The sequence below is a fragment of the Pseudomonas sp. ADAK2 genome, assembly GCF_012935755.1.
Lineage (GTDB): Bacteria > Pseudomonadota > Gammaproteobacteria > Pseudomonadales > Pseudomonadaceae > Aquipseudomonas.
Genome location: NZ_CP052862.1, coordinates 2,413,171 through 2,438,929, shown reverse-complemented (window position 1 = coordinate 2,438,929; position 25,759 = coordinate 2,413,171). Strand labels below are relative to the sequence as shown.

Annotated in this window: 30 protein-coding genes; 14 read left to right on the top strand and 16 right to left on the bottom strand. The window is 59.7% G+C overall.

Going from position 1 to position 25,759, the window contains the following annotated elements:
* Positions 1-76 precede the first annotated feature (76 nt).
* The 5 genes from HKK52_RS11365 to puuE form a co-directional block, all read right to left on the bottom strand.
* Positions 77-1,378, bottom strand: a complete 1,302-nt coding sequence (locus tag HKK52_RS11365; RefSeq protein ID WP_169370900.1) for a urate hydroxylase PuuD — start codon at positions 1,376-1,378, stop codon at positions 77-79.
* A gap of 50 nt (positions 1,379-1,428) precedes the next feature.
* Complete coding sequence (locus tag HKK52_RS11360) at positions 1,429-1,932, bottom strand: ureidoglycolate lyase (protein WP_010456681.1); 504 nt, start codon at positions 1,930-1,932, stop codon at positions 1,429-1,431.
* Between the two features lie 143 nt (positions 1,933-2,075).
* Positions 2,076-3,071: an allantoicase gene (gene alc, locus HKK52_RS11355; protein ID WP_169370899.1), complete on the bottom strand. Its 996-nt coding sequence runs from the start codon at positions 3,069-3,071 to the stop codon at positions 2,076-2,078.
* 90 nt (positions 3,072-3,161) lie between these two features.
* On the bottom strand, positions 3,162-3,677 hold the full coding sequence (gene uraD, locus HKK52_RS11350; RefSeq protein ID WP_169370898.1) for a 2-oxo-4-hydroxy-4-carboxy-5-ureidoimidazoline decarboxylase: 516 nt from the start codon (positions 3,675-3,677) through the stop codon (positions 3,162-3,164).
* Complete coding sequence (gene puuE, locus HKK52_RS11345) at positions 3,674-4,600, bottom strand: allantoinase PuuE (protein WP_169370897.1); 927 nt, start codon at positions 4,598-4,600, stop codon at positions 3,674-3,676. Before puuE ends, uraD begins: the two co-directional genes overlap by 4 nt.
* A 420-nt stretch (positions 4,601-5,020) precedes the next feature.
* Here puuE and uraH point away from each other — a divergent pair, with 420 nt between their 5' ends.
* Positions 5,021-5,374, top strand: a complete 354-nt coding sequence (gene uraH / locus HKK52_RS11340; RefSeq protein WP_169370896.1) for a hydroxyisourate hydrolase — start codon at positions 5,021-5,023, stop codon at positions 5,372-5,374.
* A gap of 183 nt (positions 5,375-5,557) precedes the next feature.
* Here the strand turns inward: uraH and HKK52_RS11335 are convergent, their stop codons facing one another.
* From HKK52_RS11335 to HKK52_RS11325, 3 genes are all read right to left on the bottom strand, one after another.
* Complete coding sequence (locus tag HKK52_RS11335) at positions 5,558-6,184, bottom strand: LysE family translocator (RefSeq protein WP_163909162.1); 627 nt, start codon at positions 6,182-6,184, stop codon at positions 5,558-5,560.
* A gap of 64 nt (positions 6,185-6,248) precedes the next feature.
* A complete protein-coding gene (locus HKK52_RS11330) occupies positions 6,249-7,598 on the bottom strand; it encodes an NCS2 family permease (RefSeq protein WP_149656896.1) in 1,350 nt (449 codons plus the stop codon).
* A gap of 336 nt (positions 7,599-7,934) precedes the next feature.
* Positions 7,935-8,381 carry a MarR family winged helix-turn-helix transcriptional regulator gene (locus tag HKK52_RS11325; RefSeq protein WP_169370895.1) on the bottom strand — a complete coding sequence of 149 codons (447 nt, stop codon included), beginning with the start codon at positions 8,379-8,381 and terminating at the stop codon, positions 7,935-7,937.
* 81 nt (positions 8,382-8,462) lie between these two features.
* Between HKK52_RS11325 and HKK52_RS11320 the strand changes: the two genes are divergently transcribed.
* A complete protein-coding gene (locus HKK52_RS11320) occupies positions 8,463-9,629 on the top strand; it encodes an aminotransferase-like domain-containing protein (RefSeq protein ID WP_169370894.1) in 1,167 nt (388 codons plus the stop codon).
* A gap of 94 nt (positions 9,630-9,723) precedes the next feature.
* Here HKK52_RS11320 and HKK52_RS11315 read toward each other — a convergent pair whose 3' ends face one another.
* The 5 genes from HKK52_RS11315 to HKK52_RS11295 all read right to left on the bottom strand — a co-directional run bounded on the left by HKK52_RS11315 (position 9,724) and on the right by HKK52_RS11295 (position 12,509).
* A complete protein-coding gene (locus HKK52_RS11315) occupies positions 9,724-10,095 on the bottom strand; it encodes a glutathione S-transferase N-terminal domain-containing protein (protein WP_111448999.1) in 372 nt (123 codons plus the stop codon).
* A gap of 104 nt (positions 10,096-10,199) precedes the next feature.
* Positions 10,200-10,745, bottom strand: coding sequence for a GTP cyclohydrolase I FolE (folE, locus tag HKK52_RS11310; protein ID WP_169370893.1), 546 nt, complete (start codon positions 10,743-10,745; stop codon positions 10,200-10,202).
* A 77-nt stretch (positions 10,746-10,822) separates the two neighbouring features.
* Positions 10,823-11,380 carry a Smr/MutS family protein gene (locus HKK52_RS11305; RefSeq protein WP_133836618.1) on the bottom strand — a complete coding sequence of 186 codons (558 nt, stop codon included), beginning with the start codon at positions 11,378-11,380 and terminating at the stop codon, positions 10,823-10,825.
* 86 nt (positions 11,381-11,466) lie between these two features.
* On the bottom strand, positions 11,467-11,787 hold the full coding sequence (locus HKK52_RS11300) for a hypothetical protein (protein WP_169370892.1): 321 nt from the start codon (positions 11,785-11,787) through the stop codon (positions 11,467-11,469).
* 131 nt (positions 11,788-11,918) lie between these two features.
* Complete coding sequence (locus tag HKK52_RS11295; RefSeq protein WP_169370891.1) at positions 11,919-12,509, bottom strand: cysteine hydrolase family protein; 591 nt, start codon at positions 12,507-12,509, stop codon at positions 11,919-11,921.
* Positions 12,510-12,763: 254 nt separating this feature from the next.
* Between HKK52_RS11295 and prmB the strand changes: the two genes are divergently transcribed.
* Positions 12,764-13,672: a 50S ribosomal protein L3 N(5)-glutamine methyltransferase gene (gene prmB / locus HKK52_RS11290; protein ID WP_169370890.1), complete on the top strand. Its 909-nt coding sequence runs from the start codon at positions 12,764-12,766 to the stop codon at positions 13,670-13,672.
* A gap of 44 nt (positions 13,673-13,716) precedes the next feature.
* Here the strand turns inward: prmB and HKK52_RS11285 are convergent, their stop codons facing one another.
* A complete protein-coding gene (locus HKK52_RS11285; RefSeq protein ID WP_169370889.1) occupies positions 13,717-14,508 on the bottom strand; it encodes a hypothetical protein in 792 nt (263 codons plus the stop codon).
* Between the two features lie 110 nt (positions 14,509-14,618).
* Complete coding sequence (locus tag HKK52_RS11280) at positions 14,619-15,617, bottom strand: alpha/beta hydrolase (protein WP_169370888.1); 999 nt, start codon at positions 15,615-15,617, stop codon at positions 14,619-14,621.
* 84 nt (positions 15,618-15,701) lie between these two features.
* Here HKK52_RS11280 and aroC point away from each other — a divergent pair, with 84 nt between their 5' ends.
* The 5 genes from aroC (at position 15,702) to mtnC (ending at position 19,932) form a co-directional block, all read left to right on the top strand.
* Positions 15,702-16,793, top strand: a complete 1,092-nt coding sequence (gene aroC, locus HKK52_RS11275) for a chorismate synthase (protein ID WP_054048587.1) — start codon at positions 15,702-15,704, stop codon at positions 16,791-16,793.
* Positions 16,794-16,827: 34 nt separating this feature from the next.
* Positions 16,828-17,973 carry an MFS transporter gene (locus HKK52_RS11270; protein ID WP_169370887.1) on the top strand — a complete coding sequence of 382 codons (1,146 nt, stop codon included), beginning with the start codon at positions 16,828-16,830 and terminating at the stop codon, positions 17,971-17,973.
* Positions 17,970-18,596 carry a methylthioribulose 1-phosphate dehydratase gene (locus HKK52_RS11265; protein ID WP_169370886.1) on the top strand — a complete coding sequence of 209 codons (627 nt, stop codon included), beginning with the start codon at positions 17,970-17,972 and terminating at the stop codon, positions 18,594-18,596. Before HKK52_RS11270 ends, HKK52_RS11265 begins: the two co-directional genes overlap by 4 nt.
* Positions 18,597-18,689: 93 nt before the next feature.
* Entirely contained in the window at positions 18,690-19,235 is a 546-nt protein-coding gene (locus tag HKK52_RS11260) for a 1,2-dihydroxy-3-keto-5-methylthiopentene dioxygenase (protein ID WP_169370885.1), read from the top strand.
* Between the two features lie 4 nt (positions 19,236-19,239).
* Entirely contained in the window at positions 19,240-19,932 is a 693-nt protein-coding gene (mtnC, locus tag HKK52_RS11255; protein WP_169370884.1) for an acireductone synthase, read from the top strand.
* Positions 19,933-20,107: 175 nt separating this feature from the next.
* Here mtnC and HKK52_RS11250 read toward each other — a convergent pair whose 3' ends face one another.
* Complete coding sequence (locus tag HKK52_RS11250) at positions 20,108-20,386, bottom strand: DUF3509 domain-containing protein (RefSeq protein ID WP_054048577.1); 279 nt, start codon at positions 20,384-20,386, stop codon at positions 20,108-20,110.
* 343 nt (positions 20,387-20,729) lie between these two features.
* Here HKK52_RS11250 and HKK52_RS11245 point away from each other — a divergent pair, with 343 nt between their 5' ends.
* The 6 genes from HKK52_RS11245 to HKK52_RS11220 all read left to right on the top strand — a co-directional run bounded on the left by HKK52_RS11245 (position 20,730) and on the right by HKK52_RS11220 (position 25,566).
* On the top strand, positions 20,730-22,556 hold the full coding sequence (locus tag HKK52_RS11245) for a long-chain-acyl-CoA synthetase (RefSeq protein ID WP_169370883.1): 1,827 nt from the start codon (positions 20,730-20,732) through the stop codon (positions 22,554-22,556).
* 96 nt (positions 22,557-22,652) lie between these two features.
* On the top strand, positions 22,653-23,171 hold the full coding sequence (locus HKK52_RS11240) for an ankyrin repeat domain-containing protein (protein ID WP_169370882.1): 519 nt from the start codon (positions 22,653-22,655) through the stop codon (positions 23,169-23,171).
* Between the two features lie 61 nt (positions 23,172-23,232).
* On the top strand, positions 23,233-23,763 hold the full coding sequence (locus HKK52_RS11235; RefSeq protein ID WP_169370881.1) for a hypothetical protein: 531 nt from the start codon (positions 23,233-23,235) through the stop codon (positions 23,761-23,763).
* Positions 23,764-23,834: 71 nt separating this feature from the next.
* Complete coding sequence (locus HKK52_RS11230) at positions 23,835-24,026, top strand: PLDc N-terminal domain-containing protein (RefSeq protein WP_123403173.1); 192 nt, start codon at positions 23,835-23,837, stop codon at positions 24,024-24,026.
* Positions 24,027-24,273: 247 nt separating this feature from the next.
* Positions 24,274-25,149, top strand: a complete 876-nt coding sequence (gene speE / locus HKK52_RS11225; protein WP_169370880.1) for a polyamine aminopropyltransferase — start codon at positions 24,274-24,276, stop codon at positions 25,147-25,149.
* Positions 25,150-25,332: 183 nt separating this feature from the next.
* Positions 25,333-25,566 carry a hypothetical protein gene (locus HKK52_RS11220; protein WP_149656879.1) on the top strand — a complete coding sequence of 78 codons (234 nt, stop codon included), beginning with the start codon at positions 25,333-25,335 and terminating at the stop codon, positions 25,564-25,566.
* The last annotated feature ends 193 nt before the right edge of the window (positions 25,567-25,759 follow it).

Sequence of the window (25,759 nt, the reverse complement as noted above, 5' to 3'; positions counted from 1 at the left end):
CGGGGGCCGCTTCGCGACCCAGCGGGAGCAAGCTCCCTCGCCACAAAAGCCTGCTTGTCACAGGCTTTTGTGTCGCTTAATTGGTCTGGGCTCCCTGGTTGATCCACGCACCAATCAGGTCACGTTCCTGCTGGGTCATCTGTGTGATGTTGCCCAGTGGCATGATCTGGCTGGCGACGGCTTGCGCCTGGATCCGCGGGGCCAATTGCTGGATTTGTTGCGGGGTGTCGAACATCACACCGGCCGGTGCTGCACTGAACAGCGGGCTGGTGGGTTTGGCCGAGTGGCACACGGCGCAGCGTTCCTGAATCACGCTGTGCACCTTGTCGAACGCCGGGCCCTGGTTCGATGCTTGGGCCGGTGCAGCAGCAGGCGCGGCAGGTTTGGCTTCAGCAGGCTTGGCACCACCGCCGAGGGCGGTTTCCGGCAACGGCTGGTACTCGATGGTGCCAGGGGCCTTGGCCACTTCCGGTGCGCTCGGCATTTGCGCCGGGCCCGTCACGTAGGCCAGGCAGATCATGCCGACGGCCGCGACCGGCAGGGTCCAGGCGAACTTGTGGCTGTCGTGACGGGTGTTGAAGTAATGACGCACCAACACCGCCAGCACCGCGATCCCGGCCAGGATCAGCCAGTTGTATTGGCTGCCGTAGGTGCTCGGGAAGTGGTTGCTGATCATGATGAACAGCACCGGCAAGGTGAAGTAGTTGTTATGACGCGAACGCAGCAAACCTTTGGCCGGCAGCGCCGGATCCGGCGTGCGGTTCTCGGCAATCGCCGCCACCAGCGCGCGTTGCGCCGGCATGATGATGCGGAACACGTTGCCGACCATGATGGTGCCGATGATCGCGCCGACGTGCAGGTACGCACCACGGCCGCTGAACACTTTGCTGAAGCCGTAGGCCGCGCCGATGATCAGCACGAACAGGATAAAGCCGAGCAGGGCAGGGCGTTTGCCCAGAGCCGAGTCGCAGAGGAAGGAGTAGACGAACCAGCCGACGAACAACGAGGCGATACCCAGGGCAACCCCTTCAGGGCCGGTCAGGCTGCTGCCCGGTGCCAGCAGGTACAACGTCGGGTTGGAGTAGAACACCACGCACAGCAGCGCGATCCCCGACAGCCAGGTGAAGTAGGCTTCCCATTTGAACCAGTGCAGGTTGTCCGGCATGGTCGGTGGAGCCAGTTTGTATTTTTCCAGGTGATAGATACCGCCGCCGTGGATCGCCCACAGATCGCCCGCCAGACCACTTTTCGGGTTGACCCGATTGAGGTTGTTTTCCAGCCAGACGAAATAGAACGACGCACCGATCCAGGCCACGCCAGTAATCATGTGAACCCAGCGCACGCTCAGGTTCAGCCATTCCAACAGATGTGCTTCCACAGTCTTTACCTCTCGCCTGTCACTCTGTTGTCGAGTGATCAGACCTTCTCTTATTGGTGGGGGGCAAGGATCAAACGCTCATCCTCTTTGAAAAAATGCTCATCGCAGTTATTGCCTGTGCCACTGCGATCAACCACCAGGAAGTCATCCCGCTTTTCGATCGTCAGCACCGGATGGTGCCAAACGCCGCGATGGTAATTAATGCCCTGCCTGCCGTTGGTGACGAAGGCGCGGACCAAGCCTGATACAGGTTCATCGCCAAGTGGCGCGACCACGATCAGAAAGGGGTTGCCGAGCAGCGGGATGAAAGCCTGGCTGCCCAGCGGGTGACGCTCCAGCATGCTGACGGTCAGCGGCATGTCCTGCGCGTCGGCGCGGAAGATGCTGATGATCGCGTTGTCTTCTGGCGTGGCGGTTTGCACCGTCGCCAGTTTATGAAAGCGCATGGTCGAACCATTGTTGATCATGAAGTGATCGCTGCCGTCGGTTTCGATCACGTCACCGAAAGGGGCGAAAGCTTCTTTGGTCAGCGGTTCAATCGTCAGTGTGCGCATGCTGGTCTTCTTTTCGTTGAGTTCTGTTGATCGTTCCCACGCTCTGCGTAGGAATGCAGCCCGTGACGCTCCGCGTCACATCCAAAGCGGACGCAGAGCGTCCGGTGATGCATTCCCACGCAGAGCGTGGGAACGATCGGGTGTTATTTCGCGACCTTGCCCAATACGCGCAGGCGACTCACACCACCATCCGGGAACACATTCAAGCGGATGTGGGTGATCGGCCCCAGCGCCTTGATCTGCTCGGCGAAGGTGTGTTCGGCGTGCATTTCCAGTTTCTGCGCCGGCAGCAGTTCGCGCCAGAACAGCGATTGGGTTTCGATCTGGCTGTCGGTGCCACCCTTCACGAATGCACCTTGAATGGAGCAAGTGTCCGGGTAGTTGCCTTTGAAGTGCAGGGTGTCGACGATGACTTTCTCGACTTCGCCGGCATGACCCAGCGCGACGATGACCCAGTCATTGCCCGGCGTGCGACGACGCGCAGTTTCCCAGCCGTCGCCCATGTTGATGCCACGGCCCGGGTTGAGGATGTTGCTCATGCGGCCGAAGTGTTCGTCGGAGCAGGCGAGGGCGCGGCCACCGTTGAGGGCTGCGGCCAGGTCGATCTGCTCGTTGTCGCCCACAGCGGACCAGTCGCGGTGCGGCACGCCGTACACACGCAGACGCGCTACGCCGCCATCCGGGTAGATGTTGAAACGCAGGTGGCTGAAGGCCTGGTCGTTATTGATTTCGTGGAAGTGATGGCTGTTGCCTTGCAGCTCGACAGCCGACAGCACTTCAACCCACTGGGTGTTTTCGGTCGGTTCGCCTTCAGCCAGGAAACAGGCTTCCAGGGAGGCTGACGGTGGGAAGTTGCCGGTGAAGAATGAAGTGTCGATGTCCACGCCTTTGATCGAACCCGGTACGCCCAGGCGGATCACGGCGCTGTCATAGCCTTCGAAGCGCTTGCGGCGCGATTCCCAGCCGTCCATCCACTTGCCGTTGTCATCGAACACGCCTTCTTTCCATAGGGCCGGGGTCGGCTGGAACAAGCGGTTGGCATCAGCGAACCAGTCATCGGTGACCGAGATGATTTTGGTGCCCAGGCGGGCGTCGGCCAGGTTGACGAACTTCTCGAAAGGTACGGCGTAAGCTTTCATTCTTCTTGTCTGCCTTTAATTAGTTGGCTTGGGATGCTCTCGGGGCCCTGGGAAACGCAAGCGTTCATGAGGTTTCTCGGGCCAGGATCGCTATAGGGTCAGTAATCGGAACAGGGCGATCTTGTTGATCTCCGCCAGCGCGCATTTGAACTCGGTGTCTTGCGAATTGTGAATGCGCGTTTCGAACGCCGCGAGGATCTGATGCCGGTTGCTGCCTTTTACCGCCATGATGAAGGGAAACTTGAACTTGGCTTTGTAGGCGTCGTTCAGCTCGGTGAAGCGTTGAAACTCTTCGGCCGTGCATTGGTGAATACCGGCGCCAGCCTGTTCATTGGTGCTGGCTTCGGTCAGTTGGCCCTGGACGGCAGCTTTGCCGGCCAGGTCCGGGTGAGCGTTGATCAGGGCCAGTTGGCTTTGGTGATCAGCGCTCAACAATATGTCGCTCATGCGCTGGTGCAGGGTTTCGATCTCGTTGATCGAGGCGTCCTGGCCCAGGTCGAAGGCCTTCTCGGCCACCCATGGCGAATGTTCGTAGATATCGGCGAAAGCGGCGACAAACGCGTCGCGGCTCAGGCTCGATGGTTTGACGGTTTGAAAGGTGCTCATTGGGCAGCCCCTTGGTACGGGTGGGTTTCGTGCCAGTGGCGAGCGATGTCGACGCGACGGCTGAACCACACCTGTTCATGACTTTTAGCGTATTCGATAAAGCGCTTGAGCGAGGCCAGACGCGCCGGACGGCCGATCAAGCGGCAGTGCAGGCCGATCGAGAGCATCTTCGGCGCCTCGGCACCTTCGGCGTACAGCACGTCGAACGCGTCTTTGAGGTATTCGAAGAAATCGTCGCCCTTGTTGAAGCCCTGGACCTGGGTGAAGCGCATGTCGTTGGTGTCCAGGGTGTACGGGATCACCAGGTGCGGCTTGCCGGTCGGGTTGTTCGGTTCCCAGTAGGGCAGGTCGTCGTCGTAGGTGTCGCAGTCGTAGAGGAAACCACCTTCTTCCATCACCAGCCGACGGGTGTTCGGGCCGGTGCGACCGGTGTACCAGCCCAACGGGCGTTCGCCGGTGAGCTCGGTGAGGATGCGGATCGCTTCGAGCATGTGCTCGCGTTCCTGGGCTTCGTCCATGTACTGGTAGTCGATCCAGCGATAGCCGTGGCTGCAAATCTCGTGACCGGCCTCGACCATGGCGCGGATCACGTCCGGGTGGCGCTGGGCGGCCATCGCGACGGCGAAGATGGTCAGCGGGATGTCGAATTCCTTGAACAACTTGAGGATCCGCCAGACGCCGGCACGGCTGCCATACTCGTAAAGGGATTCCATGCTCATGTTGCGCGCGCCTTGCAGCGGCTGCGCCGAGACCATCTCCGAGAGGAAGGCTTCGGATTCTTTATCGCCGTGCAGGATGTTGCGCTCGCCACCTTCCTCGTAATTGAGCACGAAGGACAGGGCGATGCGGGCATTGCCCGGCCAGTGTGGGTGCGGAGGGTTACTGCCGTAACCGACCAGGTCGCGTGGGTAGTCAGCGCTCACTGCAGTCTTCCTTCTTATTCGTTGACAGGTTTGCGTGGCGGCCTGGCGATGAGATGACAGGCTGGCGTCACAGCGATGGGCTGATTGTATACAACTTTATATTCAATTTGTAAGCCTGAATTTCTGCATTTTTCTTGAACTGTCATCTTTCGATGGTATTGCAAGAAACCTGCCTGATTGGTCAGCTAATGAATAGGAGGTCCGCTGATCTTATGGTTCGAGGTGAAATTGGCGTTGAATGGCGGGGTGGCGGTGTTAGCTGTAAAAATGTCGTTTTTATTGTGTACAATTTTTTTGAAAAGTGTCTTAATCAGTCGCTCGCCGCAGCTTTTCGTGCTCCGAAACGGTGCGGTCTCCTTTTCAACTGACTTCGGGAGGCGCGAGGCCTGACTGCTGTAGGCGGGCAGGCGCGCAGAATCAATGGGACGTTTGACTACACACGTTTTAGACGCTGCACACGGTTGCCCGGGCAGCTCGATCAAGGTCGAGTTGTACCGCGTTGAAGGCGCGCAACTGGAATTGGTCGCCAGTGCGATCACCAACAGCGATGGCCGTGTCGATGCGCCGCTGCTGCAAGGCGATGACTACCGCTCCGGGGTCTATCAGGTTCAGTTTCATGCGGGCGATTACTACCGCGCCCGTGGCGTTCAGCTGCCGGAACCGGCGTTCCTGGACGTGGTGGTGCTGCGCTTTGGCATCTCTGCCGAACAGGATCACTACCATGTACCGCTGCTGATTTCGCCGTACAGCTATTCGACCTACAGAGGAAGCTAGACTCCCCCAAGAATCTGCGCATAAAGCTTCTTTGGTCTTTTGCCCGCCCACACTGCGGGCTTTTTTTTGTCCCGAAAAATGTGGTGTTCGGACCGACGCCATCGCGGGCAAGCCTTGCTCCTACAGGTCGCGGTTATTTAAACGACACAAAACCTGTAGGAGCGAGGCTTGCCCGCGAAGCTTTTAGCGGCTCAACAACGACGCCGCCCCCGCACCACTGAACAACCCGGCACTGATCCGGTTAAACCAACTCTGTCCCTTACCGGTGCGCAAATACCGCGCCGCACCATGGGCACCCAGCCCATACGCCAACTTGCACAGCAGATCCAGCACGGTCCAGGTCGCAATCATCACCAGCAACTGCGGCAAAAACGGCTGCTCGGCACTCAAGAACTGCGGCAGGAAGGCGGCGAAGAACAGAATGTCCTTCGGATTGCTCGCACCCAGCACAAACGCGCGCCCGAACAGGGCACGAAAGCGCGGCACCGGCGCAGCCTGGGGCACTTCGGCGCCCACCGATGGCAGGCGGGATTGCTGCCAGCTCTGCCAGGCGAGGTAGAACAGGTACAGCGCGCCGACAATCTTCAGCGCGCTGAACAGCTGTTCCGACGCCAGCAACAGGGCGCCCAGACCCAGCGCCGAGGCACTGAGCAAGCAGATCGAGGCAATCACCCCACCCAGAAACGCCGGGTACGACCGGCGCAAACCGTAATTCAAACTGTTGCTGATCATCAGCAAAGACAACGGCCCCGGGATCAGGATCACCACCAGCGCAGCGCCGCTGAACAGCAGCCAGGTTTCCAGACTCATCACTTTCCTCCTAATGTGCAAAAGCCCCACCCGACGGGGTGAGGCTGTTTGAAACGATGACCGCTTACAAGAAAATGAACTTGGCGATGAAGATCGCGCAGAGCACCCACAGACTGATGGAAATTTCCTTGTACTTACCGGTGCCGGCCTTCAGCACCACATAAGTGATAAAGCCCAGTGCGATGCCGTCGGCGACCGAAAAGGTCAGCGGCATCATGATCGCGGTGACGATCGCCGGAATGCTGTCGGTCGCTTCATCCCATTCGATGTGAGCCATGCCGCTCATCATCAGCATCGCCACATAAATCAGCGCGCCGGCGGTGGCATAAGCCGGAATCATGCCAGCCAGCGGTGCGAAGAACATCGCGGCAATAAATAGCACACCTACGGTCACGGCGGTAAGACCAGTCCGACCACCCGCGGCGACACCCGCGGCACTTTCCACATAGCTTGTGACTGGAGGGACACCGACCATCGCCCCGAAAACGCTGGAGGCGCTGTCGGCTTTCATCGCGCGGGAGAGGTTTTCGATGCGACCGTCAGCGTTCACCAGGTTGGCGCGTTGGGCCACACCCATCAAGGTGCCGGCGGTGTCGAACATGTGCACGAAAAGGAACGCCAGCACCACGCTGATCATGCTGACGTTGAACACGCCGGCGATATTCATGGCCATCCAGGTCGGGGCCAGGCTCGGCGGCGCGGACATGATGCCTTCGTAATGGACGAGGCCCAGGCCCCAGCCGGCGGCGGTCACAGTGATGATGCTGATGAGGATCGCGCCGAAAACCTTGTGGTAGCTGAGTACGGCGATCATCAGGAAGCAGATGGCGGCCAGCAGCGGACCGGGTTCGCGCAGGGAACCGAGCTTGATCAGGGTGGCCGGGCTGGCAACGATGATGCCGGCGGTTTTCAGGCCGATGATCCCCAGGAACAGTCCGACCCCGGCGCCCATGGCGTAGCGCAGGCTGACCGGAATGCTGTTGAGCAGCCATTCGCGAATCTTCGAAAAGGTCAGGATCATGAACAACACACCGGACACAAACACCGCGCCGAGGGCCGTTTCCCAGTTGTAGCCCATGGTGCCGACCACGGTGTAGGTGAAGAACGCGTTCAGGCCCATGCCCGGCGCCAGGCCGACCGGCCAGTTGGCGTACAGGCCCATCAACAGGCAGCCCAACGCAGCAGCGATACAGGTGGCGACGAACGCGGCACCGTGATCGATGCCAGCGTCAGCCATGATGTTCGGGTTGACGAAGATGATGTAAGCCATCGTGATGAAGGTTGTCAGACCGGCAATCAACTCGGTCTTCACCGTGGTGCCATGCAAGCTGAGTTTGAAGAGGCGTTCCAGCCAGCCATTGCGTAATGGCGGCGAGAGGTCCAGCGTCGGGGCTTCGGATTTGCGGCTTTCCACAGCGAGTACTCCTCAAGAGTTTTATTTTTATTTCCAGGGCCGGACCCATGAGGGTGGCAGCGGCCCTTTGAGGCACTTGCGAATTTGTTGACCGCTTGGTCAGGAACTCGCACGAAGTGGATTATGCTTTTGTATACAAATAAAGCAAATAATGTTTTTTATTTTGTAGACGAAAGTTTTGGCGATAGGGGTATATCGCCCGTTCAGGCCTATGAGTGATCGTTCCCACGCTCTGCGTGGGAATGCCGCCATGGACGCTCCGCGTCCGCTGTTGGGGGCGACGCAGAGCGTCGCGGGATGCATTACCACGCAGAGCGTGGGAACGATCAGTTATGTTCAGTCCGCGAGCGCTTGGGTTTGCCCCAACGCTTTGTTCACCGCCAGCCACCCATCCACCGCCGTCTCCCCAGCCTCGGCGAACACCCGCTCCAGCAACTTCACCTGCTCGCGCCGCAGCGACTGCTCAAACTTCGCGCCATCGTCCGTCAGCTCAAGCAGCCGCTTACGCTTGTCCGTCTCTGACGCCACGCTGTTGACCAAGTGCATTTCCAGCAACTGACGCAACGGAATATTCAACGCCTGCTTGCTCACGCCGAGCAACGCCAGCAATTCCTTCACGCTCAGGTTCGGGTAGCGGGCGATGAAAAATACGATGCGCTGATGCACTCGGCTCAAGCCGCGACGCTCAAGCATTTCGTCAGCCTTGGCGGTGAACGCTTGGTAGCCGAAGAAAAACGCTTCCATGGCGTGTTGCTGGGTCGTTGGGTTTTTAAGGTCAAGCATATTGACGTATCCGCTCAAGCTGTCGTAATTTCGGTCAATCAGTTTGACTCATTTTCCTCAGGCCTCGCTACCGGTGACCCCATGGCTTTTTCCGAACGTGTCTCGCGCCTTAAAAGTTCTTTGATCCGTGAAATCCTCGCCGCGGCCCAGCGCCCAGAGGTGATGTCGTTCGCTGGCGGCTTGCCGGCCGAAGCCATGCTGCCGAAAGTCGAATGGGCCGACATGCCGCCGTCCATGGGCCAATACGGCATGAGCGAAGGCGAGCCGGCACTGCGTGAAACCTTGGCGGCTGAGGCGCGGGCGTTGGGCGTACCGTGTGAGGCGAGCCAGGTCTTGGTGGTCAGCGGTTCCCAGCAAACACTCGATCTGGCAGCCAAGCTCTATATCGACAGAGGCACCGAGATCCTGCTGGAAGCGCCGACCTATCTCGCGGCCTTGCAGATTTTCCAGCTGTTCGGCGCCGACTGCATCACCGTGCCTCTGGAAGCCGACGGTCCCGACCTTGTGCAATTGCGCGCACGCCTGGAAAAACACCGTCCGGCGTTTATCTACCTGATCCCGACTTTCCAGAACCCATCTGCGGTGCGCTACAGCGAAGCCAAGCGCGATGCGGTGGCGGCGCTGCTCGATGAGTTCGGCGTCACGCTGATCGAAGACGAACCCTATCGCGAACTGACCTTCGACGGCGCCAGCGCCACGCCGATTGTCAGTCGCTTGAAAACCGCCAGTTGGATCTACACCGGCACCGTATCGAAAACCCTGCTCCCGGGCCTGCGGGTTGGTTATCTGATCGCCAGTCCGGACCTGTTTCCGCATTTGTTGCGGCTCAAGCAATCGGCGGACCTGCACACCAATCGCGTGGGGCAGTGGCAGGCGCTGCAATGGATCGGCACCGAGAAATTCCAGCAGCACCTGAGTGAGTTGCGGGACTTCTATCGGATTCGTCGGGATGCCTTCCAATCGGCACTGGAAACGCATTTTTCCGATCTGGCGGATTGGAACGTGCCGCAAGGCGGGCTGTTTTTCTGGCTGACGCTCAAGCAACCGCTGGATACCCGGACCTTGCTCAAGACAGCCCTGGCGGCGGACGTGGCGTTTATGCCGGGAGAGCCGTTTTTCCCTGATCCGGATAACAATCCCGGCCATTTGCGGCTGAACTTCAGTCACATCGACCCGGCGCGGCTGGATGAAGGGCTCAAGCGGTTGGCAGCGGTGGTGAGACAGGCCCAGGCGGCGAAGGCAGCCTGAAGTCATAAAAAAACCGGCTTGAGGGCCGGTTTTTTTGGTCTGAGGTTTGTGGTGGCTTGCCCGCGAAGAGGCCATCCATCACACCACCAAACCCTCAGGCAGCGGCAAAGCGCTTATCCAGATAATCAATAATCACCTTGGACTCATACATCCAGGTGGTCTGCCCATTCTCTTCAATGCGCAGGCACGGCACCTTGATCTTGCCGCCGTGCTCCAGCAATGCCTGGCGATCCTGTTCGTTGTTCTTCGCATCGCGCAGCGCCACCGGCACGTTCAAGCGGCGCAGGGTGCGGCGGGTTTTCACGCAGAACGGGCACGCGTGGAACTGGTACAGGGTCAGGTCCTTGGCAGCCGTGTTGACCTGGGCTTGAACCTCGGCCGGGCGCTGTTTCTTGCCCGGGCGGGTGATGAAGTCGATGAAGATGATCAGTTGGCCAAGGCCGACACGAAGCGCTTTTACGAACACGTTGAAAGCCTCACGGTGGGAATTGAGAAAGGCGCGCAGCTTACCTGATTTTTCACAGGCGAAAAAAAACCGGCGATGAATGCCGGTTTTCTTCGTGCTGCGGATTACTTGATCAGGCTGAGAAACTCGCTGCGAGTCGCGGCGTTTTCGCGGAACTCACCGAGCATCACCGAAGTGATCATCGCCGAGTTCTGCTTCTCCACACCGCGCATCATCATGCACATGTGCTTGGCCTCGATCACCACTGCAACGCCCAGGGCGCCAGTGACTTGCTGGACCGCATCGGCGATCTGGCGGCTGAGGTTTTCCTGGATCTGCAGGCGGCGGGCGTACATATCGACGATCCGCGCGACTTTCGACAGCCCCAGTACCTTGCCGCTCGGGATATAGGCGACATGGGCCTTGCCGATGAACGGCAGCAGGTGGTGTTCGCACAACGAGTAGAGCTCGATGTCCTTGACCAGCACCATTTCGCTGTTGTCGGAGCTGAACAAGGCACCGTTGGTGACTTCTTCCAGTGTCTGCTCATAGCCGCGGCAGAGGTACTGCATGGCTTTGGCGGCACGTTTTGGCGTGTCGAGCAGGCCCTCGCGGGACACGTCCTCGCCCAATTGGCCGAGAATCGCGGTGTAATTCTGTTCCAGGGACATGAAACTACCTGTGGGATTTTTCGCAAAGGGCAAGGGTACGGTGGCAAACACGGCGCTGCAAGCGTGATGCGACAGCTTTACTCGTCGCGACCTTCCATCATGGTCCGTTTGAGCAGCACATAAACCGCACCGGCACCGCCGTGTTTGGCCTGGCACGAGGTGAAGCCGAGCACTTGGGAATGCTGGCGCAGCCAGGTGTTGACGTGGCTTTTGATCATCGGCCGCTTGCCGTCCAGGCGCACCGCCTTGCCGTGGGTGACGCGCACGCAACGGATTTCGAATTTGGTTGCTTCGGCGAGAAAGGCCCAGAGGGTTTCCCGGGCCTTTTCCACGTTCATGCCGTGCAGGTCGAGGCTGCCTTCGAACGGGATCTGGCCAATCTTGAGTTTGCGGATCTGGCTTTCCTGAACCCCGTCGCGGGCCCACATCAACTCGTCTTCGGGGCCGACATCAATCACGAACTGATCGGACAGGCCATCGACGGTGGTGGCATCGGTGCGCACGGTGGCGGCCTGACGCAGCTTGGCGATCTGGGCGCGGTCGCTTTTGGGTTTGCCGGTTTCGGCGCGATCGTGCTTGATCGGCTTGATGCCTTGAGTGGCACTTTTGAACAGGGAAAAATCGTCGTCTTGCATGTCAGCCTCCGCGAAGGAGGGCAGTTTACCCAAGTCGGGACGCTATCCATAACAATTGGGCCCGGCAAGATGCCGAGCCCAAGGATTCAGTCGTGTTTTTTCATCAGGTGCGGGGCCATGTTCAGCGCTTGCGACTGGCGCGAGCGACGTCGGCAGCGGCGCCACAGCCACACACCGATGTACAGCACCAACAGGCCAATGACCGCGATCACCGCCGCGCCGACCTTGTTGGTATTCAACTCGCCCATGGCGGGCGCGTGGCCGAGCAGGCTGCCGACACCGGCCAGCGTCATCAATACGCCGAGCATCGCCAGCAGGGCGGCAATCGCTGCGCCGATTCGAAAACGCCAGTTGCTTTGGCCTTTGGGCCGCAAGCGGCGTGCGTCAAAACCATCGGATAACTTCATTCCGACCTTCCTCAATGGGTATCGGCCCTTCGACCGGGAGTTGACCGGGATGTTCCTGAGGCTAGGGCAATTGCAGCAAATGAGAGGCTTTTGCGGATGAGCGGCGGCATGAACCGCTCATCAAAAGTCGATCAGATCAGATCGTGGGTCAGGGCGAGGGTGGCGAAGTTGTCCGCCATGATCGCCATCTCGGTCTGCTGAACGTGCTCGGCGCTGAGTACCCCGCCCTTGTAAGGCAGGTCACGGGTGGCACAGGCATCCTCGACCAGAGTGCAACGAAAGCCCAGGTTCTTCGCGGCGCGCACGGTGGTGCTGACGCTGGAGTGGCTCATGAAACCGCAGACGATCAGGTCCAGGGAGCCGATTTCCTGCAGGCGGTCGTACAACGGGGTGCCGTGGAACGCGCTCGGCAGCAGTTTGCCGATAATGGTTTCGTCGCTCGTGGGCTCCAGGCCTGGAATGAACTCGCCGCGCTCGCCCTGTGGATCGAACAACCCGCCGACAGTGCCGAGGTGACGCACATGCACGATCGGCCGGCCGGCTGCACGGGCAGCGGCCACTATTTGCTTGATGTTCGCGACGGCGGCATCCATGCCGCTCAGGGCCAACGGGCCACTGAGGTATTCTTTCTGAGCATCGATGATGATGAGCGTCGCCTGGCTCAGTTTGGCCGCCGGATAACCGCGACCGCTGAGTTGAAACATCGTTTGTGGAACGGACATTCTGGGGCTCCTTGGAGTGGGGCTTTTGCGACATTGTCCTCTGGCTGAGCGGTTCTGTGAATCGCTACCATCGTAGGCACCGTCGTTGCTGGCTTGCAGCCTTGTCAATAGGTGGATTCTGTTCAATAGCCAAGCGAAAAAATGGATAAGTCCTACATCTGATCCGGTGTTTTTCCTGCGTCGTCGTGGCGCGTTTTGGCTGTTAGAATCGCCAGTCGTTTTATTTGCCAGTCGTTTTATTTGGAGCTGCCGCTGTGATCACTTCCCGACTTCGTACCCTGCGCGACCATATCCGTTGGGCCGTCAGCCGCTTCCATGGGGAGGATCTGTTTTTCGGCCATGGGACTGACAACGCCTGGGACGAAGCCCGTCAACTGGTGTTGGGTGCCTTGCACTTGCCGTGGGAAATTGCCGACAGCTATCTGGACTGCGCGCTGGAAGACGATGAGCTGGTCAATCTGCAACGCCTGCTCAAGCGTCGGATCGAAGAACGCATCCCTACGGCTTACCTGTTGGGCGAGGCCTGGTTCTGTGGCATGTCGTTTATCGTTGATGAGCGCGTATTGATCCCGCGTTCACCGATTGGTGAGCTGATCGAAAAGCGCTTTGCGCCGTGGCTGGGCAACGATCCGGCGCGGATTCTCGACCTGTGCACCGGTTCCGGCTGCATCGGTATCGCCTGTGCCTACGAATTCCAGAACGCCGAAGTGGTGCTGGCCGACCTGTCGTTCGAAGCGCTGGAAGTGGCCAACCAGAACATTGAGCGTCATGGCGTCGATGAGCGGGTGTACACGGTTCAGGGCGATGGCTTTGATGGGTTGCCAGGGCAACGTTTCGACCTGATCGTGTCGAACCCGCCCTACGTCGATGCGGAAGATTTCGCCGATATGCCGGACGAATACCAGCACGAACCGGAACTGGGCCTGGCCTGCGGTGACGACGGCTTGAACCTGGTGCGCCGGATGCTCGCCGAAGCGGCGAATCACCTGACCGAGAAGGGTTTGCTGATTGTCGAAGTGGGCAACAGCCAGGTGCACGTCGAAGCGCTGTACCCGGAAGTCGACTTTGCCTGGCTCGATTTCGAGCGCGGTGGGCATGGGGTGTTTATGTTGACGGCCGAGCAGTGCCGCGATCATCAGGCGGTGTTTGCTTCCCGCGTTTAACCGGTAAAGATCGTTCTCACGCAGAGCGTGGGAACGATCAGCCATCAACGGTGCGTCGCAATCCAGATCAACAACCCCGCCTGAAACACCGAAAACGCCACCAGGCACGTAATCGTGAAACGCAGCCCGGCGTCTTCACGCTTGTACTTGCTGACCTTCTCTTCGTGCTTCTTGAGCTTCACTTCCTGCTCGGCCAGGTTCTGCTCAGCCTGCTGCAGCATCTGCGCGGCTTCGAGAATTTCCACCTGCTGCAGCTTTTCGCTGTTCCAGTCCGCCAGCAAGTCCCCGACCTGGACTTCTTTAACGCTGCCCTTCAAATGCTGGGCATCGGCGTACGCCACATCAAAACCGTGCACCCGCAAAAAGTGATCGCGGCGCAGGCGCGTGTCTTCGTTCAGCGCATCCTTGTTGTTCAGGTCGCTGCCGTCGACGGTGTAGGTGGGCCAACGTTTTTTCGCCCAGCTAATGCCTTGAGCGGCCAGGTAACGCCCGATGCCGCGGTTCATCGGCTCGATCTGCAAGCCGCTGTCAGGGCCGAAATGCACGCGTTTGGTGTCGTGATCGACCCACACATCCAAGTGATTCTGCTCTTTACGCACCCGCTGGCCCGGCAGCTTGATGGTCAGGCGCATCAGGCTGCGTTCCTTGCTGTTGCGCTCGGCGTAACCGAACTCGACGAAGCGCAACGGCCGGCTACCGGTGTTACGGTCGGTCTTCAACGGCGCCAGGCGGAGCATCTTGTAGTGCTCGGCGTGGACGTCCGCCCACGGCAGCTCGACCGCTGGCGGTGCGTCTTTTTCAGCGGTGGTGTCGGGTGAAGTCTGGGTATCAGTCATAACGGCGAGATCCTGTCCAAGCTCTGCTTGCCGCCAGTCATAGCGCTGGCGACAAAGGCTTATCGGCCGTTTTTTTGAAGTCTAGAGGGCAAACAGCGCTTAAACAGCGCTTAACTGGCGCGAAGTCCGTCTATAAACCCGAGGATTCGCGCACCCAGTTCGGCGGCCAGCGGCAAATTCGGATCTTTGTAGGAGGCCAATTGCCGCTTCACATCGTTGGGGACGATGCGCATCACGTGGTTCATGCCTTCGATCACCACCAGTTCGGCGTCGGGCTTGGCTTCCTTGAGCAGCCTGGCGTCACCGACCCCGACCTGGATATCGCTGGTGCCCTGGACGATCAGCGCCGGCATCTTCAACTTGGCGAAAGCGGCCGCCGGGTCCTGGCGGAACAGCGAAATCAGGTACGGCTGCACACTCGGGCGGAAAATCACCTGCAATTGCGGCGGGACATTGTCGTCGGTGTGACCGGCCTTGAGGCTGTCGAGCAGTTCATTGCTGCGCAGCATCAGCGGCGGCGGCAGGCGATTGCTCAATTGCTGGCGCAGCACCTGATCCACCGGCCGGGCGCTGCCGGACATGGAAATCACCGCCGCCGCACCGACACTCGGCGCCGCCAGGGTGGCGATCAAGGCGCCTTCGCTGTGGCCGAGCAGGATCAGTTTGCCGAAGCGCGGATCGGTCTTGAGTTTCTGACTCCAGGCCTCGGCGTCGGCGACATAGGCTTCCACCGACAGATTGCGCTCGTCCGGGGTCGCGGCCAGGCTCGCCGCCACGCCGCGCTTGTCGTAGCGCACGCTGGCGATGTTGTGTTTGGCCAGCACCCAGGCCAGGCGCTTGAGGCTGTCGTTGCGCCCGCCGTCGGGGTTGTTTCCGTCACGATCCGTAGGACCGGAGCCGGAAATGATCAGGACAACCGGCACCGGTGTGTCGGATTTTGGCAGCAACAATGAGCCGAAAAGCTCTCCGGTGCCGGTATCCAAAGTGATCGGTCGTTGTAGGACAGTCGCCTGGACGAAGCCAGTAAACAGGGTAAGGCTCAAGGCTAGAACTCGCAGCATCATCACGCCATCATGAACAAGATGCCGGTTGGACTCGCGGGCACCCATAAGGTTCGAGGATGAACTACTTGGGTAGCCTGCGTATACTGGCGCGCATTACGTATTCAGGTTCGATTTCACGGAGCGTCCCGCATGTCCGGCAATACCTACGGCAAGCTGTTCACTGTCACCACCGCTGGCGAAAGCCATGGTCCGGCGTTGGTCGCCATTGTCGACGGCTGCCCGCCGGGTCTGGAGATTTCCCTGGAGGATCTGCAGCGTGACCTTGACCGCCGCAAGCCCGGCACCAGCCGCCACACCACCCAACGCCAGGAAGCCGACGAAGTCGAAATCCTCAGTGGCGTGTTCGAAGGCCGCACCACCGGTTGCGCCATTGGCTTGTTGATCCGCAACACCGACCAGAAGTCCAAGGACTACTCGGCGATCAAGGATCTGTTCCGCCCGGCCCACGCTGACTACACCTACCACCACAAATACGGCGAACGCGATTACCGCGGCGGCGGTCGCAGCTCGGCGCGGGAAACCGCCATGCGCGTAGCGGCGGGGGCGATTGCCAAGAAGTACCTGGCCAGCCAGGGCATTGTCATTCGTGGCTACATGAGCCAGCTCGGCCCGATCGAAATCCCGTTCAAGACCTGGGATTCGGTGGAAGAAAACGCCTTCTTCAGCCCCGACCCGGACAAAGTGCCGGAACTGGAAGCCTATATGGACCAGTTGCGCCGCGACCAGGATTCGGTCGGCGCCAAGATCACTGTCGTCGCTGAAGGCGTGATGCCGGGCCTGGGCGAGCCGATCTTCGACCGCCTCGACGCCGAACTGGCCCACGCGCTGATGAGCATCAACGCCGTGAAAGGCGTGGAAATCGGCGCCGGTTTCGCCAGCGTCGCCCAGCGCGGCACCGAACACCGCGATGAAATGACCCCGGAAGGTTTCCTCAGTAACAACGCCGGCGGCATTCTCGGCGGCATCTCGTCGGGTCAGCCAATTGTCGCGCATCTGGCGTTGAAGCCAACGTCGAGCATCACTACGCCGGGCCGTTCCATCGACATCCATGGCAACCCGGTGGACGTGATCACCAAGGGCCGTCATGATCCGTGCGTCGGCATCCGCGCCACGCCGATTGCCGAAGCGATGATGGCCATCGTGCTGATGGATCACCTGCTGCGTCACCGTGGGCAGAACGCCGATGTGCGGGTGAGCACGCCGGTGTTGGGTCAGCTTTAATGGCTGACCTTTCAGCCGTCGGGGTCTGAGGACCTTGGCGGCGCTCCCGTACTGGCGGCTGTCCAGTTTCTATCTGTTCTATTTCGCCTTGCTCGGATCGACAGCGCCCTTTTTGGCGCTGTACTTCGATCACCTGGGCTTTTCCAGCGCGCGCATCGGCGAACTGGTGGCGATCCCGATGCTGATGCGCTGCGTCGCGCCGAACATCTGGGGCTGGCTCGGCGACTACACCGGCCGACGCCTGGCCATCGTGCGTTTTGGCGCAGTCTGTACGCTGCTGACGTTCTCGCTGATCTTCGTCAGCAAGACCTACGCCTGGCTGGCGATGGTCATGGCCTTGCATGCGTTCTTCTGGCACGCGGTGTTGCCGCAGTTCGAAGTCATCACCCTGGCGCACCTCAAAGGCCAGACCTCTCGCTACAGTCAGATCCGCTTGTGGGGCTCCATCGGTTTCATCATCACCGTGGTCGCGCTCGGTCGGGTGTTCGAATGGTTGAGCCTGGACGTCTACCCGGTGGCGCTGGTGCTGATCATGGCCGGGATTGTCGTCAGCAGCTTGTGGGTGCCAAACGCACAACCGGTGCAGAGCGAACGCGTGACCGGAGAGGGCTTCCTCAAGCAACTGCGCAGCCCCGGCGTCTTGGCATTCTACGGTTGTGTAGCGCTGATGCAGATGAGCCATGGGCCGTATTACACCTTTTTGACCCTGCACCTCGAACGACTCGGCTATAGCCGTGGCGTGATCGGGTTGCTCTGGGCAGTGGGCGTGGTCGCCGAAGTTCTGATGTTCCTGGCCATGAGCAAGATTCTGGCGCGCTTCTCGGTGCGCCGGGTGCTGATGGCGAGTTTCCTGCTGGCGGCCCTGCGCTGGTTGCTGTTAGGTTCCTTCGCTGAGTTCTTGTGGGTGCTGTTGTTCGCGCAGGTGTTGCACGCGGCCACCTTCGGCAGCTTTCACGCGGCTGCCATCCAGTTTGTGCAACGTAGTTTCGGTGCGCGCCAACAAGGCCAGGGCCAGGCGCTTTATGCGGCACTGGCCGGCACTGGCGGCGCACTCGGCGCGTTGTATTCCGGCTACAGCTGGAATGCTCTCGGCGCCACATTGACCTTTAGTATCGCCAGCCTCGCAGCCTTCGCCGCTGCCGTTATCATTGCCACACGTATGCAAGAGGACCGGCCATGAGCCTTACCCGTGAACACCTTGCCCAGGAAATCATCGACGCCGGGCGTTTTCTGTATGGTCGCGGCTGGTCGCCGGCTACCAGCAGCAATTATTCGACGCGCCTGTCGCCGACCGAAGCGCTGCTGACGGTGTCCGGCAAGCACAAAGGCCAACTCGGCCTCGACGATGTGCTGGCCACCGACCTGGCGGGCAACAGCCTGGAACCGGGCAAAAAGCCGTCTGCCGAAACCCTGCTGCACACCCAGCTCTACAGCTGGCGCGCGGAAATCGGCGCGGTGCTGCACACTCATTCGGTGAACGCCACGGTGCTGTCGCGCCTGACGCCAGAAGCTTTCATCGAGTTCGAAGACTACGAACTGCAAAAAGCCTTCAGCGGCGTCTCGACCCACGAGTCGCTGGTGCGGGTGCCGATTTTCGACAATGACCAGGACATTGCGCGCCTGGCCGCCAAGGTGCAGCCTTGGCTCGACGCCCATCCCGATTGCGTCGGCTACCTGATTCGCGGCCACGGCCTCTATACCTGGGGCGCGCGCATGAGCGACGCTCTGCGGCAGATCGAGGCCTTTGAATTTTTGTTCGAGTGCGAGTTGAAGACCCGCAGCGTCATGAACCGCCAAGGCTGACTTCACCAGAAGTAGCCCACTTGCCTGATGAAATGCCGCGCCTGACCGGTCTGAAAGAACCGGAAGGCGCCGCCGATACCGAGGAATTGCCCCATGAGCAGCCTGTCCGTTTATCACGTCTCCAGCCCTGAACTACCGAACAAGGTCCTGACCCACTTCGAAGACATCGCCTCGACCCTCGCCGAGCAAGGCGTGCGCTTCGACCGCTGGCAAGCTACGGCGAAAATCCAGCCCGGCGCCAGCCAGGAAGAAGTGATCGGCGCGTACCAGGAACAGATCGATAAGCTGATGACCGAACGCGGTTACGTCACCGTCGATGTGATCAGTCTCAACAGTGATCACCCGCAAAAAGCCGAACTGCGGGCCAAGTTCCTCGACGAACACCGCCATGGCGAAGACGAAGTACGATTTTTCGTCGCCGGCCGTGGGCTGTTTACCCTGCACATCGACGATTACGTCTACGCCGTGCTCTGCGAGAAAAACGACCTGATCTCGGTCCCGGCCGGCACGCCGCACTGGTTTGACATGGGCGAGCATCCGCATTTCGTCGCGATCCGCCTGTTCAACAACCCGGAAGGCTGGGTCGCCAAGTTCACCGGCGAAGACATCGCCAGCCGCTTCCCGCGCCTGGAGGACTGAGCCGATGCCGATCAAAGCGATTCTCACCGACATCGAAGGCACCACCAGCGCGGTGAGTTTTGTGTTCGACGTGTTGTTTCCCTACGCGGCTAAACACTTGCCGGACTTTGTTCGCCAAAACGCTGCGCGTGCAGATGTTGCCGAGCAACTGGACGCCGTGCGCCGGGACAGCGGCGAATCTCAGGCTGACGTTGAGCGGGTGATCGAGATCCTGCTGGGCTGGATCGCCGAGGACCGCAAGGCCACGCCGCTCAAGGCATTGCAAGGCATGGTCTGGGAACAGGGTTATCAGGCCGGCCAGTTGAAGGGCCACGTCTACCCGGATGCCGTTGATGCGCTGAAACACTGGCATCAGGAGGGATATCAACTGTTTGTGTATTCCTCGGGCTCGATTCAGGCGCAGAAGCTGATCTTCGGCTGTTCCGAGGCGGGGGATTTGTCGCCGCTGTTCAGCGGTTATTTCGACACCACGTCGGGGCCCAAGCGTGAAGCACAGTCCTACGCGCGCATTACCCAGGCGATGGGCCTGGAGGCTGGGGAGATTCTGTTCCTGTCTGACATCGTCGAAGAGCTGGACGCGGCGCGCACGGCGGGCATGGCGACTTGCGGATTGGCGCGAGAGGGTGGCGAACTGGCAGGGCACATAACGGTCGACAGCTTCGCGCGGATCAACCCTGTGGCTATGTCACCCACATAACCTGTAGGAGCGAGGCTTGCCCGCGAAGGCGTTGGATCAGCCAATATCTATATCGACTGACACACCGCTTTCGCGAGCAAGCTTCGCTACTACGCGGGGATTGCGTGACTCCAGAAACAACTCAGGCCGTGAAGCGAAAGCTCTCACGGCCTGTGTGTTTAAAGCGTCGAACGATTTACGCCGAATGATACGTCGGCAGAGCAAACCGCTGCTGGCTCTGCAGCATCGAGATCTGTGGCAGTTCGCTGGCCTGTTCCGCCAGGTCGCGACGGATCGCGCTGATGACCCACGACAGTTGATCGCCAGCATGCAATTGCTGGTAGGAAATCGAACGTTTGAAGACTTTGCCTTCGGTGCTGCGCAGTGTCAGCAGAATGCCGCCGTCAGGGCGTGCCTGGGTGGTCACGTCGAAGTTAGAGAACAGCGAGGTAAATTTTTCTTGGATCAGGCTCATGTCTATCAGCTCCGTTAGCACTTGATTAGCAAGCATGGAGAGGTAGTTGCAGCGATTGTGCCAGCACCTTAATTTTTAAAATTCTTTATAAATCAATGAGTTATTAATCTGTCGATTTTTTGCTTTCGTGCAATCTGCATGAATGGCCATCGTGCATCCTGCATTTTGCGTGGTTGCGCACGATTGAATGGAACGAATGGCACGGCCAGGGATCGCGTTTGCCCGGCCCTTGATGGCGGATACAAAACATTGCAAAAACCGCGTGTACAGCTCCAGAACCGCTGACGTATTTTCGGGCTGAATCAACGCCGCCCGACAATAAGAAGATCGAACGGGAGCCACCATGAGCGACACGATTACCTGGGGCATGATGCTCCGCAAATTGCCGACCATCGCCAAAGCCATCCCCCGGGTGGTGAAGGGCATGAAGGTCGCCAACGTCAAGGACCCGACCCAACCGTGCGGCCTCGGCTGGAGCTTCGAGCAAGCGACCCTGCGCAATCCCGACGGCGTCGCCTTGCTGCAAGACGCAGTGGCGCTGACGTATACGCAGGTCAACCAGTGGGCCAATCGCATTGCCCATCACCTGATCGACCAAGGGATCGGCAAGGGCGATGTGGTAGCGATCTTCATCGAGAATCGTCCGGAACTGCTGGTAACGATCCTGGCGGTGGCCAAGGTCGGAGCGATCAGCGCGCTGCTTAATACCTCGCAAACCCGCGACACCCTGGCCCACAGCCTGAACCTGGTGGCACCGGTGGCGATCATCGTCGGCGAGGAGCTGGCGCCGGCCTATTCGGCGGTTCGCGGGCGGGTCGAGATCGCGGCGGCGCGCACCTGGTTTGTGGCCGATCGCGATACCTACAGCTATCCGGGCATTTCGCCCGATCACTTCATCAACATGATGATGGCCAGTGCCGACGCCTCCAGCGACAACCCGGCCAGCAGTCATCAGGTGTTTTTCGACGACCCTTGCTTCTACATCTATACCTCCGGCACCACGGGGCTGCCGAAGGCGGGCGTGTTCAAGCACGGGCGCTGGATGCGCAGCTCGGCCAGCTTCGGCATGATTGCGCTGGATATGCAGCCCGAAGACGTCGTGTATTGCACCTTGCCGCTCTATCATGCCACCGGGCTGTGCGTATGCTGGGGCTCGGCCATCAGCGGCGCTTCGGGGTTCGCCATCCGGCGCAAGTTCAGCGCCAGTCAATTCTGGAACGACGTGCGCAAATACCGCGCGACCACCCTCGGTTACGTCGGCGAATTGTGTCGCTACCTGGTCGATCAACCGCCCAGTGCCGACGACAGCCAACACGGCGTGACCAAGATGATCGGCAATGGCCTGCGTCCCGGCGCCTGGCGCGAATTCAAGACGCGCTTCGCGGTGGACCATATCTGCGAGCTGTACGCGGCCAGCGACGGCAATATCGGTTTTACCAACATCCTCAACTTCGACAACACCATCGGTTTTTCCCTGATGTCCTGGGACCTGGTGGCGTATGACCACGACAGCGGCGCGCCGATTCGCAATGCCAAGGGTTTGATGAGCAAAGTCGCCAAGGGCGGGCAGGGCTTGTTACTGGCAAGAATTGACGACAAGGCGCCGCTGGACGGCTACACCGATCCGCAGAAAACCGAGAAAGTCGTGCTCCACGATGTATTCACCAAGGGCGATCGTTACTTCAATACCGGAGACCTGCTGCGCAACATCGGTTTCGGACACGCGCAGTTCGTTGATCGCCTGGGCGACACCTACCGCTGGAAGGGCGAAAACGTCTCCACCACCGAGGTCGAGAACATTCTGTTACAGCACCCGAACATCTGCGAGGCGGTGGCCTACGGCGTGGAAATCTGCAACACCAACGGCCGGGCCGGGATGGCGGCGATTACGCCGACTGAATCCCTGGCGACCCTGGATTTCGCGGAGCTGCTGACTTTTGCACGCCAGCACATGCCCGCTTACGCGGTGCCTTTGTTCCTGCGGCTGAAGGTGAAAATGGAAACCACCGGGACCTTCAAATACCAGAAGACGCGGCTCAAGGATGAAGCGTTCGACCCGGGCAAAACCGGTGATGACCCGATCTACGCCTGGCTGCCGGGCACCCAGACGTACGTGCAAGTCACCGGGCAGGTGCTGGCGGATATTCGTGGTGGCAAGTATCGCTATTGAATCTGGCTATGGTGGCTCTTGAGAAAAAAGGAGTGACAGGGGCAGGAGCGCTCGGGAAACTGTCGGCTTTCCGATTGACCGAATAGAGAGTCCCCCATGTCAGACCAAAGCCGCCAGATGACGCCCGAAGAAGCTGCCGAATTCGCCGAACAGGTGTTCAATAAAGCGCGCGAGGGCGATGCGGCCATGATGGCCGCGCTGCTGACCAAAGGCCTGCCGCCGAACCTGCGCAACCACAAGGGCGACACCTTGCTGATGCTCGCCGCCTACCACGGCCACGTCGAGACCGTGAAAGTGCTGCTGGAGCACAAGGCCGACCCGGAAATCCGCAACGACAACGGCCAGAGCCCGATTGCCGGCGCCGCGTTCAAGGGCGACCTGGCGGTGGTCACGGCGTTGGTCGAAGGCGGCGCGCAAGTGGAAGGCTCGTCGTTCGACGGCCGCACCGCGCTGATGATGGCGGCGATGTTCAACCGCGTTGAAATCGTTGATTACCTGATCAGCAAAGGTGCCGATCCGAAGGCCAAGGACGCCAATGGCGTGTCGGCGCTGGATGCGGCGAAGACCATGGGCGCCGTAGATACCACAGCTCAACTACAGAAATTGCTGGCGTAACCCCCTGTAGGAGGTATCCTTCGCGCCCTCAAAATTTCCCCTAGCTACAGGATCCATCCCCATGAAAACCGCACTCGTCGAACTCATCAGCAAAATCAGCTCCGGGTGCATGGGCGATGACGAAATCCTGAAGATCGCTGACGAAGCGGCCCAGGCTTACGCCGATCCAGATGCTTTTCTGGCCGCCAACCCGGACATCAACTTCGACGACACCTTCCCGATGCCGTTGGGCGAATGGGTGGTGGTGGGCAGCCTGCCGGAAACCGTGTTGTTCCAGGCCGACACCTACATGGACCTGTTCGCCCAGATCGTCGCTTCGTTTGGCCCCGGCGTTGATTTCAATATCAAGCCCAAGCAACTGGCCAAGACCGAAGCCCTGACCGCGCTCAATCGCATTCAGGTGCAGATGGGCAGCATGAACAAGGAAAACGGCGGTTACACGCTGATGAACTTCAGCCAGTTGCTCGACGATGAACTGCAAGTGGTACTGGTCTACGGCAACGACGTGCCCCGCGTGCTTGAACTGTGCGCCCAGGTCGGCATCGCCGCCGCGCCTTCGCTGGAAGCCCTGAAAGTGGCGATCCACGTTTAATGCAATAAAACGGAACCCTCGCAGGAGCCGACTATCCTAAGACTGCATGCCACTATCTTGGGAGCGACACCATGGGTTCCAGTTTCAACGGTCTGGTTGGCCTGATCATTCTTGCCCTGGACATCTGGGCCATCATCAACGTGCTGAAAAGCGGCGCAGAAACCGGGATGAAAATCATCTGGGTGCTGCTGATCCTGCTGCTGCCAGTACTGGGCCTGATCATCTGGGCCATCGCCGGGCCGCGGGGCAATGTCCGCATCTGACACCGCCCCCTGTAGGAGCGAGGCTTGCCCGCGAAGGCGTCGTGTCATTCAACATTGATATCGACTGATACGCCGCCTTCGCGGGCAAGCCTCGCTCCTACAGGATCGCGGCGAGTCATCACGTGACGTTCGACCTGTCATGTTCCGCAACGTAGAATGCGCGCCTTTGCCGGGCAATCGAGCCTTTCGATTGGCCATCATGGGCGGGTAACCGTCCGTTGCCGCCGCATTCATCGGAGCACTTCCCATGACCACCACCAAGACCAGCGAATACCTGGAAACCCTCTACGAAGGCTACGGCCAGCGTTTTCGCATGGAAAAACTGCTGCACGAAGTGCGCACCGAACACCAACACCTGGTGATCTTCGAAAACCCGCGCATGGGCCGGGTCATGGCGCTGGACGGTGTGATTCAGACCACCGAAGCCGACGAATTCATCTACCACGAAATGCTCACCCACGTGCCGATCCTGGCTCATGGCTCGGCCAAGCGCGTGCTGATCATCGGCGGTGGCGACGGCGGCATGCTGCGTGAAGTGGCCAAGCATGGCAGCGTCGAACACATCACCATGGTCGAGATCGATGGCACCGTGGTCGACATGTGTAAAGAGTTCCTGCCGAACCACTCCAAGGGCGCGTACGACGATCCACGGCTGAACCTGGTGATCGACGACGGCATGCGTTTCGTGGCGACCACCACCGAGAAATTCGACGTGATCATTTCCGACTCCACCGACCCGATCGGACCGGGCGAAGTGCTGTTCTCGGAGAACTTCTACCAGGCCTGCCACCGCTGCCTGAACGAAGGCGGCATCCTGGTGACCCAGAACGGCACGCCGTTCATGCAACTGGGCGAAGTGCAGACCACCGCCGGGCGCTTGCGCAGCCTGTTCCCGGACTGGCATTTCTACCAGGCGGCCGTGCCGACCTACATCGGCGGCGCGATGACGTTCGCCTGGGGCGCGACCAATACCGCCTATCGCAAGTTGTCCCGCGAAACCCTGCAACAGCGCTTCGCCGGCAGCGGCATCATCACCCGCTACTACAACCCGGAAGTTCACATCGGCGCATTCGCCATGCCGCAATACGTGCTGAACGCGATCAACAAGCCAAGTAACGACTGAAACCTACGCACACCCCTGAACAACGCATAACCCCTGTAGGAGCGAAGCTTGCTCGCGAAAGCTTCGCTCCTACAGGTTCTGTGTTTTTTCATGATCCAGCGCTGCAATTCGTTTGAACGATCAGTCAGGCCAAAAGTCCAGATAGTTGTAAGCCCATTTGCGGGCTTGATCGAGGAGGCACTGATGCAAAAGTGGAAAATCACTTTCGTGGATGATCACGGCGAAACGCTCGATGAAGTCTTTGAGTGCGACGAGTGCCCGGACAACGAGCACGCCGCCAAACTCATCAAGGCCCGGCTCCTTCCTGTTGCCGCCGAACTGGATCTGAACGATCTGGAAGGGCGAACCAGCGACGCCAGCGTCAAAAGTCTCAAGACGCAGAACAGCATTCAAATCCTCGGCATCACTCCTGTCTGAACCTCACCTGTCTCATTCTCAACCAGGCCTTGGCAGCGGCTCCGACTTGGGGCTACTCTGCAAGCGAGATCAGCGAACGGATCGCTAAGGTCTGGTCTTGTCAGCTACATGCTTAAATCCCGGCGGCAACCTGGTTGCCGTATCGCCTTCACCATTCGGTTGCGGGCGTCGGGTGTACGGAAAGTCTATCCAT

Coding starts and splice junctions, on each gene's coding strand:
- HKK52_RS11230 (WP_123403173.1), top strand. CDS start 23,835: ATGGGTTCCAGTTTCAACGGTCTGGTTGGCCTGATCATTCTTGCCCTG.
- HKK52_RS11250 (WP_054048577.1), bottom strand. CDS start 20,386: ATGAGCCTGATCCAAGAAAAATTTACCTCGCTGTTCTCTAACTTCGAC.
- HKK52_RS11280 (WP_169370888.1), bottom strand. CDS start 15,617: ATGGGTGCCCGCGAGTCCAACCGGCATCTTGTTCATGATGGCGTGATG.
- HKK52_RS11265 (WP_169370886.1), top strand. CDS start 17,970: ATGAGCCTTACCCGTGAACACCTTGCCCAGGAAATCATCGACGCCGGG.
- HKK52_RS11220 (WP_149656879.1), top strand. CDS start 25,333: ATGCAAAAGTGGAAAATCACTTTCGTGGATGATCACGGCGAAACGCTC.
- mtnC (WP_169370884.1), top strand. CDS start 19,240: ATGCCGATCAAAGCGATTCTCACCGACATCGAAGGCACCACCAGCGCG.
- HKK52_RS11235 (WP_169370881.1), top strand. CDS start 23,233: ATGAAAACCGCACTCGTCGAACTCATCAGCAAAATCAGCTCCGGGTGC.
- HKK52_RS11240 (WP_169370882.1), top strand. CDS start 22,653: ATGTCAGACCAAAGCCGCCAGATGACGCCCGAAGAAGCTGCCGAATTC.
- folE (WP_169370893.1), bottom strand. CDS start 10,745: ATGTCCCTGGAACAGAATTACACCGCGATTCTCGGCCAATTGGGCGAG.
- HKK52_RS11335 (WP_163909162.1), bottom strand. CDS start 6,184: ATGAGTCTGGAAACCTGGCTGCTGTTCAGCGGCGCTGCGCTGGTGGTG.
- HKK52_RS11245 (WP_169370883.1), top strand. CDS start 20,730: ATGAGCGACACGATTACCTGGGGCATGATGCTCCGCAAATTGCCGACC.
- HKK52_RS11360 (WP_010456681.1), bottom strand. CDS start 1,932: ATGCGCACACTGACGATTGAACCGCTGACCAAAGAAGCTTTCGCCCCT.
- aroC (WP_054048587.1), top strand. CDS start 15,702: ATGTCCGGCAATACCTACGGCAAGCTGTTCACTGTCACCACCGCTGGC.
- alc (WP_169370899.1), bottom strand. CDS start 3,071: ATGAAAGCTTACGCCGTACCTTTCGAGAAGTTCGTCAACCTGGCCGAC.
- HKK52_RS11300 (WP_169370892.1), bottom strand. CDS start 11,787: ATGAAGTTATCCGATGGTTTTGACGCACGCCGCTTGCGGCCCAAAGGC.
- HKK52_RS11285 (WP_169370889.1), bottom strand. CDS start 14,508: ATGACTGATACCCAGACTTCACCCGACACCACCGCTGAAAAAGACGCA.
- HKK52_RS11295 (WP_169370891.1), bottom strand. CDS start 12,509: ATGTCCGTTCCACAAACGATGTTTCAACTCAGCGGTCGCGGTTATCCG.
- HKK52_RS11320 (WP_169370894.1), top strand. CDS start 8,463: ATGGCTTTTTCCGAACGTGTCTCGCGCCTTAAAAGTTCTTTGATCCGT.
- uraH (WP_169370896.1), top strand. CDS start 5,021: ATGGGACGTTTGACTACACACGTTTTAGACGCTGCACACGGTTGCCCG.
- HKK52_RS11305 (WP_133836618.1), bottom strand. CDS start 11,380: ATGCAAGACGACGATTTTTCCCTGTTCAAAAGTGCCACTCAAGGCATC.
- uraD (WP_169370898.1), bottom strand. CDS start 3,677: ATGAGCACCTTTCAAACCGTCAAACCATCGAGCCTGAGCCGCGACGCG.
- HKK52_RS11325 (WP_169370895.1), bottom strand. CDS start 8,381: ATGCTTGACCTTAAAAACCCAACGACCCAGCAACACGCCATGGAAGCG.
- speE (WP_169370880.1), top strand. CDS start 24,274: ATGACCACCACCAAGACCAGCGAATACCTGGAAACCCTCTACGAAGGC.
- HKK52_RS11260 (WP_169370885.1), top strand. CDS start 18,690: ATGAGCAGCCTGTCCGTTTATCACGTCTCCAGCCCTGAACTACCGAAC.